Annotated in this window: 11 protein-coding genes; 7 read left to right on the top strand and 4 right to left on the bottom strand. The window is 72.1% G+C overall.

Going from position 1 to position 14598, the window contains the following annotated elements; translation table 11 throughout:
* The first annotated feature begins 199 nt into the window (after positions 1-199).
* From WMF26_RS40820 to WMF26_RS40810, 3 genes are all read left to right on the top strand, one after another.
* On the top strand, positions 200-1312 hold the full coding sequence (locus WMF26_RS40820) for a PEGA domain-containing protein (protein ID WP_437997143.1): 1113 nt from the start codon (positions 200-202) through the stop codon (positions 1310-1312).
* 17 nt (positions 1313-1329) lie between these two features.
* On the top strand, positions 1330-2964 hold the full coding sequence (locus tag WMF26_RS40815) for a DUF1565 domain-containing protein (RefSeq protein ID WP_437997142.1): 1635 nt from the start codon (positions 1330-1332) through the stop codon (positions 2962-2964).
* Positions 2965-3189: 225 nt separating this feature from the next.
* Positions 3190-4542: a hypothetical protein gene (locus tag WMF26_RS40810; RefSeq protein WP_437997141.1), complete on the top strand. Its 1353-nt coding sequence runs from the start codon at positions 3190-3192 to the stop codon at positions 4540-4542.
* 55 nt (positions 4543-4597) lie between these two features.
* On the opposite strand, the gene WMF26_RS40805 is transcribed toward WMF26_RS40810, so the two are convergent.
* A complete protein-coding gene (locus tag WMF26_RS40805) occupies positions 4598-5377 on the bottom strand; it encodes an aminoglycoside adenylyltransferase family protein (RefSeq protein WP_437997140.1) in 780 nt (259 codons plus the stop codon).
* Positions 5378-5436: 59 nt separating this feature from the next.
* Here WMF26_RS40805 and WMF26_RS40800 point away from each other — a divergent pair, with 59 nt between their 5' ends.
* Both WMF26_RS40800 and WMF26_RS40795 read left to right on the top strand, forming a co-directional pair.
* Positions 5437-6816, top strand: a complete 1380-nt coding sequence (locus WMF26_RS40800; protein WP_437997139.1) for a hypothetical protein — start codon at positions 5437-5439, stop codon at positions 6814-6816.
* A 222-nt stretch (positions 6817-7038) separates the two neighbouring features.
* Positions 7039-7758, top strand: coding sequence for a hypothetical protein (locus WMF26_RS40795; protein WP_437997138.1), 720 nt, complete (start codon positions 7039-7041; stop codon positions 7756-7758).
* A gap of 323 nt (positions 7759-8081) precedes the next feature.
* On the opposite strand, the gene WMF26_RS40790 is transcribed toward WMF26_RS40795, so the two are convergent.
* The 3 genes from WMF26_RS40790 to WMF26_RS40780 all read right to left on the bottom strand — a co-directional run bounded on the left by WMF26_RS40790 (position 8082) and on the right by WMF26_RS40780 (position 10911).
* Positions 8082-8588 carry a hypothetical protein gene (locus WMF26_RS40790; RefSeq protein ID WP_437997137.1) on the bottom strand — a complete coding sequence of 169 codons (507 nt, stop codon included), beginning with the start codon at positions 8586-8588 and terminating at the stop codon, positions 8082-8084.
* A 227-nt stretch (positions 8589-8815) separates the two neighbouring features.
* Positions 8816-9730: an MBL fold metallo-hydrolase gene (locus WMF26_RS40785; RefSeq protein WP_437997136.1), complete on the bottom strand. Its 915-nt coding sequence runs from the start codon at positions 9728-9730 to the stop codon at positions 8816-8818.
* The gene (locus WMF26_RS40780) at positions 9727-10911 is read right to left on the bottom strand and encodes a thiolase family protein (protein ID WP_437997135.1); all 1185 of its coding nucleotides are present in this window, start codon (positions 10909-10911) and stop codon (positions 9727-9729) included. The genes WMF26_RS40785 and WMF26_RS40780 overlap by 4 nt, the downstream gene beginning before the upstream one ends.
* Positions 10912-11488: 577 nt before the next feature.
* Here WMF26_RS40780 and WMF26_RS40775 point away from each other — a divergent pair.
* Positions 11489-12076 carry a peroxiredoxin gene (locus tag WMF26_RS40775; RefSeq protein WP_437997134.1) on the top strand — a complete coding sequence of 196 codons (588 nt, stop codon included), beginning with the start codon at positions 11489-11491 and terminating at the stop codon, positions 12074-12076.
* A gap of 373 nt (positions 12077-12449) precedes the next feature.
* A complete protein-coding gene (locus WMF26_RS40770; protein ID WP_437997133.1) occupies positions 12450-14576 on the top strand; it encodes a glycosyl hydrolase in 2127 nt (708 codons plus the stop codon).
* The last annotated feature ends 22 nt before the right edge of the window (positions 14577-14598 follow it).

The following is a 14598-nucleotide window of genomic DNA, read 5'->3' as shown; positions in this document are numbered from 1 at the left end:
AGGCCCGAAAAGAGGTGACCCAATCGACCGGCGCGACGAAGAAGCGGTGCGCGAAGGTGCGCCCACACGGGGATGACGATCGGGTGGCGTCTCGGTGGAATACGTTACGAGCGTGGCGTCGGATTTGTCATGCAAAGCGCAGCGCTCGGCGTGCAAGCGCCGTTGCTGTGCAGGCGGCTTCGTCGGTACAGTCGGCCGCATGATGCGCTTGCGCTCGGTCGTGGGCGGGATTTGCTGTCTCGTCGCGCTGGGCAGCGGCGTCGGGCTCGCGCGCGCGCAGCCGGCGCCCGAGGGCTCGAGGGCGGCGGAGAGCGCGGCGACGAACGCGCACCAGCAGGCCCGGCGTGCCTTCTTCGCGCGGCGGTGGGCCGAGGCGGAGGCGAGCTTCGAGGCCGTCCTGGCGGTGCCCGGCGCGGCCTGGATGCCCGCGGCGCAGCGGGCGGAGGTGCTCGGGTATCTGGGGCTCTGCGAGCTGGAGCAGGGCAAGCACCGGGAGGCCGCCGAGCACCTCGGGCAGAGCCTCGAGCACGACGCCGCCCTGGATCAGACGCTCCTTCGCAGGTTCACGCGCGCGTTCAACGGGGCCGTCGAGCACGTCGGGAGGGTCTACGTTGCAGCCTCCCCGCCGGACGCCGAGATCCTCGTGGACGGGAAGCCCATCGGCACGGGCGCCGCGGCCCACGAGCTGTTCGTCGAGCCGGGGGCGTACACGCTTCGGGCTCGGCTGTCGGGGTATGGGGAGGCCTCGCAGCGGCTCGAGGTCGCTGCGGGGATGACGGTCGGCGCGGCGCTGCAGCTCGCGCGCGCGGCCGATGCGTCCGCGCGCGCACCGGAGCCGGGCGCGACGCGGAGCGCACCGGTCGCCCCGGCGGCGGCCTCGGACGCGCCGCCGGCGGCGCCGGGGCCGTGGGCGTCGTGGCCGGGGACGCTGCGGATCGCGGGGATCGCCGTCGCGGCGGCCACCGTGTCGACGGGGGCGGTGTTCATGCTCCGGGCGAACCGCCTCGACGGGGACCTCGACGAGCGCATCGACGGCCTCCACCGCGACCCGGCTTGGACCTCGGGCGCGTGCAGCGCAGCGCCGCAGCCCTCGGCGTGCCCGGGGCTCCGTCGCATGCGGGAGCAGCGCGATCTGTCCGGCGCCGTCGGAACGGCCCTGGTCGCGACGGGGGCCGTGGTCGGCGCGGTGACCGCCGCGTCGTTCTTCGTGGATTTCTCGTGGCTGCGATCGACGCCGGCGCGGAGCGGTTTTCAGGTCGTCCCGGCGATGGCGGCGCAGCAGGTCGGCCTGGTGGCGGTGGGGGTGTGGTGAGGGGCTTGGAGACCGGCATGGATGGCGAGGCGAGCGTGAGGCGGGCCAGGGCCGCGCGGAGGGCCGCGGTGTCGCTCGCGATCGCTGCGCTGGGCGCGTGCGGCGCGAGCGTGGTCTCGGGGTGCATGTACCTGGGGAACCACTGCTGGGAAGAGCAGACCTGCGACGAGCCCGCCCCCCCGGCGCCGCCGCCCGCGGCCTCGCCGTGCGACGGCGATCCCGGGAGGGCGCCGGCGCTCGACGCGTGCGGGGTGTTCGTGCGCGCGCAGGGCGACGACCGCAACCCGGGTACGCGGGAGAGGCCCGTGAAGACCTTGCGGCGCGCCATCGTGCTCGCCGCGGGCGGACGCAGCCACGGGCAGGCGCCGACCCGGCGCGTGTACGCGTGCGGCGAGACGTTCGAGGAGGCGGTCGTGCTGCCCTCGGGCGTGGACCTCTGGGGGGGCCGCCACTGCGCCGACGGGGACTGGTCCTTCGGGGGGGCCGACCAGCTGACCACCATCGCCCCGGGGCCGGCGGGGGTTCCGGTCCGGGTCCTCGACGGGGGAGGGGCGAGGTCGACGATGTTCGGGATCCGGGTCGTGGCCGCCGAGGGGTCGGCGAGCGACGGGAAGTCGTCGATCGGGATGATCTTGAGCCAGGGGGCGAAGGTCCGGGTGGTGGAGAGCCAGGTCCACACGGCCGACGGGAAGGACGGGGAGCCGGGGGAGGACGCCCCGCGCCTCCGGGCGAAGGACGGGGAGTACGGGGAGAACGGCGTGAACGCGTGCAGGGCGGAGGTCGCGACGGGCGCGTCACCCGTGGTCACGGAGTGCGACGGGGGCATCGAGTCCATCGGCGGACAGGGCGGCGATGGGTACGCCGACGATGGTGGCGACGGCCAGCCGGGCGCGCCTTCCCCGGCGGAGAATCCCGCGGCGTCCGGCGAGGGGGGGCTCGGCGCGAGCAGCGGGGGATGCAAGGCCGGAAAGCCGGGCGCGAACGGTGAGCCTGGGCGGCACGGCCCCGGCGCCAGCGGCCTCGGCAGCCTCGACCAGGCCGGGTGGGTCGGCGTTCGGGGCGCCGACGGCGCCCCCGGGGGCGTCGGCGGGGGCGGCGGGGGTGGCGGCGGGAGTCGATCCATCCAGTGCCGTTCCGGAGAGCCTCAGGGCGGCGCTGCCGGCGGTTCCGGAGGCAGCGGCGGCTGTGGTGGAAAGGCGGGCCATGGAGGGGGCTATGGAGGCTCGAGCCTCGGGATCGTGGTGCTGGAGGGCGCCGAGATCACGGTCGATGACAGTCAGGTGGTGACCGGCCGAGGCGGCCGTGGCGGGGCTGGTGGGACAGGCCAGGCCGGTGGCTCGGGCGCGCCGGGGGGCTATGGTGGGAAATATCTAGATCAATCAGCTTGGGATGCCTGCGACGGCGGCGATGGCGGCGATGGCGGCCATGGCGGTGATGGCGGCGGCGGCCTGGGTGGGCACTCTATCGGCGTCGCCACGGTGGGCGTCACCAAGGTGAGCTTTGAACGAGGTGCGCAGATCAGGAACGGAGCTGCTGGCGACGGCGGCTCCGGGGGGAGTTTCTCCGGAAACGAGAGCGATGGTAGACGGGGCGAATCAGCCAACTGGGTGGTGTTCCCTGCGGTGGCCTCGGCCGAAGAACCACCGAGATGAAAGTTCCCTCCCCCGGGCGCAATATCGAGAGGCACCATGAGAATGGCTGAAATCCGACGACTGCTTCTGCTGGTGCCGCTTGCGGCCGTGGGTTGTGGGATCGACCTAGGTCCCTATGAAGACCCTACGCCCTGCGCAGGCGCGAGCTCGTGCGAGCCTGCTCCTCCGCCGGAGTCGGTCTGTCGCGCGTACCTCACCGCTGACCAGGCAGAGGACGGCTGCGGCGTGTTCGTAAATTCGCTTCAAGGCGATGATGGAAACCCGGGCACGCGGGAAAATCCGGTGCGGAGCCTGCCGCGCGGCATCGCGCTCGCGCGCACGGGGCGCGGGCGCGTGTTCTTCTGCGGTGACCATGATGGCGCGATCAAACTGCCCTCCGGCGTCGATATCGTGGGGAGCTTCAACTGCTTGAATGACTGGAAGCGCGAGGCGCTGACCAGCTATTCCATCCTCCAGACGCGCGACGAGACCGTCGCGCTGACCATCGAGCCCGCGAGCGCAGGCGATACAGGCGCCGCGGACAGCGTATCCACGCTCGTTGACATCTGGCTGGCGAGCGGACGGGAGGTCGGGCTCTTCGTTCGGTCCGGTACCGCTGTGGAGATCGTGCGGGGCCAGATCGAGGGGCATCACAGCTTCAGGACGAAGCCAGGAGAGGATGCGCCGAGCCTGCCGCAGGCGCCTGAAGGCGCACCTGGCAACCATGGTGTAGAGAGCTGCTCCGTGACCCCCGCCGCTGGCGGGGCGCCGGCGATAACCTCCTGTGATGACGGCGCCGTGTCGATCGGCGGCGAGGGGGGCAGCGGGGACGCCGACGAGGCCGGCGACGGCACCGGTGGTGCGCCCGCGCCGAGCCCCGATTCCGATGTCTATCCCAGGGGCGTCGGGGGCACCGGAGACCGCGGCGACGGCCGCCGCTGCCAGGACGGGCAACCGGGGACATATGGCGCGACGGGGGCCGACGGCGTGCCGGGGCAGGGCATCGGGCGTATCAGCGAGGATGGCTGGATCGGAGCGCGGGCCGGGGATGGGGCCAGAGGGGCGCCGGGACAGGGAGGCGGCGGGGGCGGCGGTCTTCGCGGGAGCGCCGCCCTCTGCGGTGTCGCCTCCCGATCGGGACCGTCCGGAGGCTCGGGCGGCGGCGGCGGCTGTGGCGGCAAGGGCGGAACAGGGGGCGGCAATGGCACCCCGAGCATCGGGGTCCTCGCGCTCCACGCCAAGGTCACGGTGCGCGACAGCCGGATCATCACGCATTTGGCCATGAATGGCGCGGACGGCGGCGAGCCTCAGAGCGGCAATCGCGGGGGGCGCGGGGGGGCCGGCGGGTACTGGCCCGATGGTTGGGGCCACGCGTGCGACGGAGGCGACGGCGGCTTGGGGGGCCGGGGCGGCTATGGCGGCGGCGGGCGCGGCGGGGACTCCATCGGCATCGCCCACCTCGACGATACCGAGCTCGTGCTGGAGAACGTCACGTTCGAGCTCGGCGAGCCCGGCGCGGGCGGCATCGGCAACCCCGCGGATGCCGCGACCTGGGGCGAGGACGGCGTCGCGGTCGAGACATTGCGCTTCCCCGAGTGAGCCGGCTGGGCGCCGGCCGGGCACGGATGCATGATGGCGACCTGTTGCAGCAGCCTCAGCTATCCATCGCCGTGAGCGCAGCCGAGGCGTGCTGCAGAAACGCCTCCACCTCCCGCTCGCGCCCGGACCAGTCGTCACGAGTCTCGCCGCGATAGCCCGAACGGGCCAGCGCCAGCACGTCCCGGTGCTCGACGGGCAGTACCTCGAGCATTCGCTCGGCGGCGACGTCCTTGGGCAGGATCTCGCCCGTGGCGAGCGTGACCCACATGCGGGCCACGGTCAGCAGCACATTGCGCTCATCGCCCCTTGCGCCGGCGACGAGCTCGGGGACCAGCGCAAGGATGGCACGCCGCACGTCGGCGGCGGGCACCGGCTCGAAGAGGTCTGACGCAGCCGGCCCCAGGAGGGGGATGCCGTGCTGCCTGACGAGGGTGAGCAGGATCGTCAGGTCGGGGTCTGGGCGCGGCGGCGGGATGTGCGCGGCCAGAAGGTCGCGCCGCAGCCACTCGCCGAACTGGAGCTCGCGCGTCGGCGGATAGCGCCAGGGAATCACATCGCCGAGGACCACCAACGTCACTTCGAGCGGGCGCCCCTGGGCTTCACCGACCGGAGCCGAGATGGCCAGAAGATCATCGATGAGGCGCGAACGCGGCTGCCCGCGCAAGGAGCGGCGGGACGCGACGAGCAGGTCCACATCGCTCCTGGGACGCAATCCGCCGGCCACCGACGAACCGAACAAGTACACCCCGATCATCGAGCTGCCGAGGTGGTGTCCGAGCGCGTCGAGCGCGCGGTCGACTTGGGCCAGGCCGTTGGAAGGGGACGAGGTCACCATGTGCGAGTTTCTCGATGCGTGTCACATCCGCGAGACCGACCTACGTTCAATCTCCACGGGTGAGTTCGAAATACCAGCGGCAGCGCGCCGGCATCAGCATGAGCGCCCGGCGTGATGCGATCAACGGCTCGCCGGACGAGGCGGATCGGTTCCTGGACGACGCCGCAGGGTTCCTGGACGAGGCGGAGCGGTTCCTGGACGGGGCGGAGCGGTTCCTGGACGGGGCGGAGCGGTTCCTGGACGGGGCGGAGCGGTTCCTGGACGGGGCGGAGCGGTTCCTGGACGGGGCGGAGCGGTTCCTGGACGAGGCGGAGCGGTTCCTGGACGGGGCGGAGCGGTTCCTGGACGAGGCGGAGCGGTTCCTGGACGAGGCGGAGCGGTTCCTGGACGAGGCGGAGCGGTTCCTGGACGGCACCGCGAGATTCCTGGACACCATCGCTGGATTCCTTCATTGCTCCTTTACATCATCCCCTCATCACGCTCGCCAACTTCTTGCTTTGCCCGCGCCACCCCGCCTCGACCTCTTGTCGCTCCTCGCGGACGTCGTTAACCGAGGAACGCTCGGGGAGAACGTCACTCCCCATGAACAACACCGCTCGGTACATCAGGAGATTCCGATGCCCAAAGCCAAGACCGATCTGGACCTGTGGATGAACGAGGCCCTCGCCGCTCCGGGAGACGGCGAGCTCTCCCTCTCCGTGCCCCTTCACGTGCTGTTTGGCGAGGCGGTCGACGTCGCGAGGTTCCACAAGACCTACTGGAAGCCGGAGGTGAAGGACGGAAAGGTGGTGCGCCGCGGCCTCGAAATGGCGGCGAGCAAGAAGAAGAACGCAAACACCCTGACCGCGAAGACCGGCGAGGAGATCCTCTCGCTCCAGCGCGCCGCCGTGGAGGCGGGCACGCGCTACCTGCTCGCCGTGGACCCGAAGAAGGCGAGCCCCTTCGAGCGCGGGCAGGTCGTCCTCGACGAGATCACCGCGACGCTCGAATGGCTGTTCGACGACGGCGTCGAGGACGAGAACGACGTGAGGCTCGCCAAGCTCGGACAGGCCCACGCGGACGACCCCGCCACCGCCGACGCGCTCGCGCTGGCCCTCGACGACTACGCCGCCCTCGCGGCGCCCCACCGCGAGGCGATGGACGGACTCGGCGGGTTCGACGCGGCCATGCTCGACGAGGCCAAGGACCTCGCGGCCGCGCTCCGGGCGCACGCCACCCAGAGCGCCGGGCTCGGTGAAAAGGCGCGCGACGCGCTCCTCCTCCGCAACAAGGTGATCGGGCTCCTGAACGCGCGGATATCGACGGTGCGCGCGGCGGCGCGGTTCGTGTTCCGCGACCGGCCGGACATCGTGCGCGAGTCGACGAGCGCCTACGAGCGGCGGCGGCGGGCCGAGGCCAAGCGCCGCGCGAAGAAGGCCGACGCGCCCCTGCCCCTGTGAGCCCGACCTGAGCCGCCGTCACCCGCCGCCTGGTCGCGCGCTCCCGGTGGCGTTAGAGATGTGACGGTATCGTCGATATCGGCGACATTTCCCGCAATTCCTTTCTGGTGCCGCTCTTGCTTGCGCCGTGGATCACGGCGGGCGATCACCCGCGAGCATGGCGCGCTCGCCGGAAACGACGTGGGTCGTCCACCCACGGTGCGTGGAGAGCGAGGAGCACCCATGAAAATATCCGCAATGGTTTCCACCCTCGTCGCTATGTCCCTGTGCGGCGGCGTGGCGTTCGCCGAGGGCGGCCGCGCTTCGCGCGAGCCGCGGCACCTCCAGGTCCTCAGGGCGCGCGGCGACATCGTCGATCGCGTCCATCACCGCGCGCCGCGAGAACCGGCCGCCGGGCGGCACGGGCGCGCCGAGCGCGCCGAGCCGATCCGCGTCGCCCGCGGGCACGCGCAGGAGCGGATCCGCTGCTCCGACATGGGCGCGGACTGCTCCTCCCGCGCGGCGGCGGCCCACAGGAGCCGCACCGAGGCGCGCGCCGACGCCGGGCGCAGGGCGGCGGCGCAGCCGTCGCCGCTCAGGAGCAAGGCCGAGTCGCGCATGAATTGCAGCGACGCGGGGGAGTGCACCGCCTCGAGCGCCGGGGCGCGCCGCGCGTGGGCCGGTCGGTCGGCCGGGGCGCCGGCCGCGCAGGGGAAGGAGCGCGCGGCCGCGCCGCGGGACGCCGTGCAGCGGCAGAGCCCCCGCATGGCCTGCAACGAGGGCGAGGAGTGCGCCATGTCGAGCAAGGAGGCCGCGAAGTTCTGGGCCGCCCAGTCCATCAAGGCGGGCACCAAGTCCCCGAGCCAGATCGCCTCGGAGCGCTCCGAGCGGGCGCGCCGGGTCGCCGAGCGCCAGCGCGAGCGCGACGCGCAGCGCGCGAGGAGCGACGCCGCCGCGAAGTGACCCCTCCGTCAGGCCGCGCGGCCGGGCGTCATGCCCCGCCGCCGGCCGCCCGCCGCCGTCGGCCGTCGCGGCTGTCGCCCTCCCAGGAATCGATGAGGATCGTCCCCACGCCGGCCACCATGTCGCCGCAGACCAGGACCATTCGTGTTGCTCTGAATCGTCATGCTCGTCAGCCGAGCGAATCCAGACCGACCGCATCCGCGCCGCCCACCCATCCGCGCTCGATCGGGACCGCGTGGAGCAGCTCGTCCTCGACGCGATCGAGCAACTCTTCGCTTGCGATGAGGTGGGATGAGCGGCCGTGATAGAGCGCGGCGAGCTCCTCACCCCTCGCCAGGCACGTAGACCGTGGCCGTGGTGAGCGTGGTCCCAGGGAACGTGCGCGCTCGTCCTCGAAGCTCGATCGAGGACCCCGCGGGCACCTCGGCGATCACGAACGACGCGACGACCCGATTGGCCCCCTCCAGGGGAGCCTCGAGCGACTCGACCTTTCGCGCGTCCATGTTCGGGCTCGCCACGGCCTGGGCGCCCGTGAGCCATTCGATCTGCGAGAGCTTCTGGCCGTCGTGGTAGCTCTCCACGATGACGGCCAATCCATAAGCATCCTCCGCGGTGGATGCCTTGACGACGTCGAACCGGAGGAACACGGCGACGGGGTTGTCCCGCGCAGGCACGTTGAAGACGAACTGCCCGTTCGCGTCGAGGTTCGTCTTGCTCGAAGCCCGGTCCAGATCGTGCCGGCGGCCCGCCGCGCGTACACTCCCGAGCACGAGCGTCACGAGCAGCGCGACCGCGCCGATGGCCCCCACCACGATGACGGCGTCTTGCATGATGCCCCCTGTGAGGACGGTGGCCTACCGCGCGAAATCTCTCCTAGGCCGCTCCGTACATGACTGTCAATCTTTCGTGCTCGCCGCAGCGAGGCGAGGCGGCCGCGCCCTCGTGCTCGGTCCGTTGGCTGGGGATGAGAACGCGAGCGTGCTGTCGGAGCTCGGCGGGATCGCGGTCTCGCTGCTCTCGGGAGCATGCGGCGGGCCGATTCCGGACCAGCGGGCGGTCAGCCCCCGCCGGCCGCCCGGCGCCATCGGCCCTCGCGGCGCACGGCTCGGCCTTCGCGCTCCAGCTTGATCAGGTGCGCCTCGAGGCTCAGCCGCGCGATCGGCCAGAGCGCCAGCGCCGTGTCCGCGTAGGCGACCGGCAGGAGCTCCTCGAGCGTCGCGCCACCCTGGCTGGCCGCGCCGCCGCTGCGGCCCTCACCGCCGCCGCCGCCCTCGCCGGCCGCCGCCGCGAGCGCCTCGAGCACCCGCTGCTCGCGCATCCGCCGGTGCGCGATGTAGCGCCGGAACAGCGCCTCGGGCGCGTCGATCGGCTCGCCGTGCGCCGGCAGGGCGACCCGGGCGCCGAGCGCCGCGAGCCGCTCGAGTTGCGCGAGGTACTCCGCCATGTCGCCCTCCCGGGGATCGATGAGGATCGTCCCCACGCCGGCCACCATGTCGCCGCAGACCAGGACCCCCTCGGCCTCGTCGAGGAAGCAGAGGTGATCCGGCGCGTGCCCCGGCGTGTGGAGCACGCGCAGCGCCATCGGCGCCGGCCCGTCGAGCCGCACCACCTCCCCGTCCGAGAGGCGGCGCGCGACCGGGACCTCGTGCAGGACGCCACGCAGGCGCGGGGCCGCCTCGGCGTGCGCCCAGATCGGCACCCCGAGCTCGGCCGCGAAGAAGCGCGCGCCCCCCACGTGGTCGGCGTGGTGGTGGGTCACCGCGATCGCCACGATCGACCGCCCCTGCGAGGCGAGGCCGCGCGCCCACGCGAGCCACGCGCGGCGCTCGTCCTCATAGGGCGTGGCCGGCTCGACGAGCAGCACCTCGCGGCCGCCGAGGGCGTAGCTGTTCGTGTGGGTCGCCGGCGGCAGCGTCGGCGTGCGCGCGGCGAACGCCTCCACACCCGCCGCGATGGCCCGCGGCCGGATCACCGCTCCACGACGACCGCGAGCGCCTCGCCGCCGCCGATGCACAGCGTGGCGAGCCCGCGCTTCGCACCCCGGTCCTTCATGGCGTAGAGCAGCGTCGTCAGGATGCGCGCCCCGCTCGCGCCGATCGGGTGGCCGAGCGCGACCGCGCCGCCGCGGACGTTGACCTTCTGGGCGTCGATCCCGGCGAGCTTGTTCACGGCGAGCGCCACCACCGCGAACGCCTCGTTCACCTCGTAGAGGTCGATCTGGTCCGTCGTCAGGCCGAGCTTCTTCGTGGTGTTCGCGATCGCCGCGGCCGGCGCCGTGGTGAACCACTCGGGCGCCTGCGCGGCGCCGCCGTAGCCGACGATCCGCGCGAGCGGCGTGAGCTTGTGCTCCTTCACGGCCCGCTCGCTCGCCAGGACGAGCGCGCTCGCGCCGTCGTTGATCGACGAGGCGTTGGCCGCGGTGATCGTCCCGTCCTTCTGGAAGGCGGGCTTCAGCGAGGCGAACTTCTCGGGCTTGCCGGCCGGCGGGCCCTCGTCGTCCTTCACGACCACCGCGTCGCCCTTCTTCTGCGGGACGGCGACGGGCGCGATCTCCGCGGCGAACAGCCCCTCGCGCTGCGCCGCGAGCGCCCGACGGAAGCTCTCCTTCGCGTACTCGTCCTGCGCCTCGCGCGAGAAGCCGTGCTCCTTGGCGCACGCCTCGCCCGCCGTGCCCATGTGGAAGTTGCCGTACGGGTCCCAGAGGCCGTCGTGGATCATCCCGTCCACGAGCTTGCCGTCGCCCATGCGATAGCCGGAGCGCGCCTGCGGGAGGTAGTAAGGCACGTTCGACATCGACTCCATGCCGCCGGCGACCACCACGTCCGCGTCGCCGAGCGCCACCGTCTTCGCGCCGAAGATGACCGCCTGGAGCCCCGAGCCGCACACCTTGCTCACCGTGGTGGCCGGGACCTTGCTCGGGATGCCGGCATAGATGGCGGCCTGCCGGGCCGGAGCCTGCCCGATGCCGGCGGACAGGACATTGCCCAGGAAGACCTCCCCCACGGCATCGGGAGAGAGGCTCGCCCGCTCGAGGGCCGCCCGGATGGCGACCTCGCCCAGGCGGGGGGCGGGCAAGGGCGAGAGCGCTCCCTGAAACGCGCCGATCGGCGTCCGGGCCGCTGCGACGATGTACACGGGGACGGGTAGGGTCATGATCTCCTCCGGCGGCGCTGGTGTCGTCTCCTTCGACGACGCGCGATGACGCGGTCCGGCGCGTCGTGCGAATGTGCCTGTTGGTACCTCGGCGGCCCCGCTGCGGCAAGCCGGCCCAGGGCGCTCCTCCGCCGCGCCGCCCGGCGGCGTTCGCGTCGCCACATCTCGCCCTCGGCGCTCCCCGCCGGCCGGGATCTCCCCTCCGCGGGAAACCCGGAAAGCCGCGGAGTCGACGTGGCCGGCCTCATGCGGAGCGCCCGGCGAGGTCGGGACGGCGTGCTCGGAAGCGTCGGCCGCGTCGGCACAGCGCGCCTCGCGGCGCTGCTCGACGAGCTCGACGCGCGCGCGGGCGCTCTGGGACGGAATCCACGCACCGCCGGAGCCGGATCCGGGCTGGCCCTGACGCCCGCGCCTCGGGGGTCGAGCGGCCTCGCCGACTCGCCGCCTCGGACCGGCCGCGGGCGCGGTCCCGGGGCAGCTCTGTGGTGCGCCGGCGACGCCGCGTGTATCGTGCCCGCCGCGGCGCCGGAGGGGGGCAGTCCTCCCTGCGCCCGATCAGACAAGGAGCGAGCGAGCGATGGTGAATGCAGGCGACCGTGCCCCGGATTTCTCCCTCGAAAGCGACAGCGGCAAGGAGGTTGGCCTCGCCGATTTCCCGGGCAAGACGGTCGTCCTCTACTTCTATCCGAAGGACGACACCCCGGGCTGCACGCGGGAGGCCCAGGCCTTCTCCGCCGGGCTCGACGCGTTCGCCGAGGCCGGCGCCGTCGTGCTCGGCGTCTCCCGCGACTCCGTCGATCGCCACCGGAAGTTCAGGGACAAATACGATCTCGGGGTGACGCTCCTCAGCGATCCGGACCTCGTCGCGCACAACGCCTACGGCGCCTACGGCGAAAAGACGATGTACGGCAAGAAGGTGACGGGCACGATCCGGAGCACGTTCATCATCGGTCCCGACCGCAAGGTGAAGCACGTCTTCAGCGGCGTGAAGGTCGACGGCCACGCCGACGCCGTGCTCGCGCTCGTGCGCGGCGGCGACGCGCACGAGGCGCCGCCCGCGCGCCGCGACGCCTCGAAGAGCGCAGCCGCGAAGAGCGCCGCCAAGGCGCCCGCGAAGAAGGCCGCCGCCAAGGCGCCCGCAAAGCCCGCTGCCAAGCCCCGGTGACGCGCCGCCCGACGCGGGCGGGGACACGAGGGCGGGGATGTGCGAAGAAATATCAACAAACTTGCTAGTTTACCGCCTTCATGCGAGCTCACCTCCCGGCGGGCGCCATCGCGGCCGTCGGACAATGACGTAGCGATTCGCGGCCTGTGGGACGGCGATCGCCGGATTGATGAGGTCGCGACGGCTTCGCGCGCGGCGTCCGCCGAGCTCGCCAGGCTGGACGGGCCCGGCGCTTCGTGAAAGAATCTTGCTCCGTTGCTTGCAGATCGATGAAATTACCACGACACCAGGGCTCATCTCTCGATCCGCTTCGCATCAGGTGGAGCGATGAGCGCTGGAGCGAGGGAGCAAGAGAATGATGTTGAAGCATCCGATGCTACGGACTTTCACGTTGCTGAGCTGCCTGTGCGCCATCGCCGCCTGCGGCGACGACGAGACCCCGCCGCCCCCGCCGACCAACAACGACGGCGGGGGAGGCGGCGGAGGGGGCGACGGCGGCGCCGGCGGCGTGATGGTCGAGACGTGGGAGCTCGATCGCGACAAGCCGCTGTCGAAGGTCGAGCCGGAGTTCGAGCAGTCGGCGCACGCGCTCGAGCCGATCGACGCCCTGTCCCGCCTGAAGGCCCCGCTCCCCACGAACGCCACCTGGATGAACTTCGTGCTCGGCGCCGGCGATCAGCGGATCAACGCCGCGCCGTACGACCTCAAGGCGCTCGGACAGGGGCTGTCGATCGCCCGGCCGGACGTCGCGGTGGCGAGCAAGGCTGTCACGACGGCGGACGTCTCGCACCTCGGCCTCAGCGCGCGCGAGGCCTTCTCCGGCCACGCGGTCACGTCGTCCGACCTGCTCTCGGTCACCGTGGAGTGGAAGGCGCAGGGCGGCACCATGACCGCGCCCATCGTCTACGGGATGCCCTATGTCACGACCACGTACGCCGGGCTCCGCCCCTCCGTGCGCGCCGGCGACGGCGTGGCGATCACCGCGGTGAACGGCGAGTCGACGAGCCCGACCGAGGTCACGGGCGATCGATTCGAGATCTCGCTCAACAACGGCCAGACGTGGGTCCTCTACGCGTTCCCCGAGATCACCCTCGAGTGGGACGCGCTCTCCATGGTGGCGCGCGCGCCGTACGAGGGCTCGCTCCGCCTCGCGCTCGTGCCGGGGCCGAACGCGGCGGCGGAGCTCGACAAGCACGCCGCCGCCATCCCGGTCGGCGGCGACGTCGAGGCGACGGTCACCGAGGACACCGCCTCGGTGCGCTTCGTCTGGAAGACGGAGGGCGAGGGCGATCTCCTGACCATGGCCCTGCCGCACCACCTGGAGCGGCTCGAGAAGGTGAAGGGCGCGGACATCGCGTACCCGACCGTGATCGGCGAGATGAAGGGCATCTCCGGGGCGAGCTGGGAGCTCGTGTACCCGCTCAGCACGATCGGCTGGGACTCGCCGCGCCGCGTCTCGGACGACTGGAGCGAGATCGTCGCGGACGCGCTCGAGGAGGAGCGGTCGTTCACCCCCGCTCAGGACGTCGCCGGCGTGGACCCCTATTTCGGGGGCAAGCAGATCGCGAAGCTCGCGCGCCTCGCGCAGATCGCCGAGTCGGTCGCGAAGGAGGACCTCGCCGAGGAGCTCAGGGCGCGGCTCAAGTCGCAGCTCAACCCGTGGCTCAACGGCGAGAACGAGAACCCCTTCGTCTACGACACGTCCTGGGGCGGCATCGTGACGACCAAGGGCCTGGAGAGCGAGACCGCCGACTTCGGCCAGGGGTATTACAACGATCACCACTTCCACTACGGCTACTTCCTCTATGCCGCGGCCGTCCTGGCGAAGTCCGACGCGGACTGGCGCGACGAGTACGCCGACAAGGTGCTCTGGCTCGTCCGCGACATCGCGAACCCGAGCGCGAAGGACCCGCATTTCACCCCGTTCCGCCACATGGATTGGTTCAGGGGGCACTCGTGGGCTTCGGGGCTGTTCCCGTTCGCGGACGGCCGCAACCAGGAGTCGACGTCCGAGGCCGTCAACGCCTGGTACAGCCTGAAGCTGCTCGGCGAGGCGCTCGATAACGACGACGTGAAGAACATCGGCCGGGTGCTCCTCGCCATGGAGACGGCCTCCGCGCAGACCTACTGGCAGATCACCTCGAACGGCACCGTCTACGACGTGCCCTTCAAGGAGAACGGCGCCGTCGGCGTCCTCTGGTCCACGAAGGCCGACTTCGGGACGTGGTTCGGGGAGAACCCGGAGTACGTCTATGGCATCCAGCTGCTCCCGATCACGCCGATCTCGGAGTCGCTGATCTCGAAGGCGTGGATCAGCTACGCGTGGCCGGCGATGGAGGCTGTCTCGAAGGGCGCGGAGGACCCGTGGAACGCCTTCCTCATCGCGGCGCACGCGACCATCGACAAGGAGGCGGCCTGGGAGGAGGCGCAGGAGCAGACCGCGCTCGACGACGGCCTCAGCCGGACGGCGCTCCTCTACTGGATCGCCACGCGGCCCTGAGCCGCGCTGTCCCCGAGCGGCC

Origin of the sequence: Sorangium sp. So ce185, from assembly GCF_051526825.1 — a bacterium.
GTDB classification, from domain to species: domain Bacteria; phylum Myxococcota_A; class Polyangia; order Polyangiales; family Polyangiaceae; genus Sorangium; species Sorangium cellulosum_D.
The sequence above is the reverse complement of the archived record's forward strand: the minus strand, read 5'-3'. Positions and strand labels throughout refer to the sequence as shown.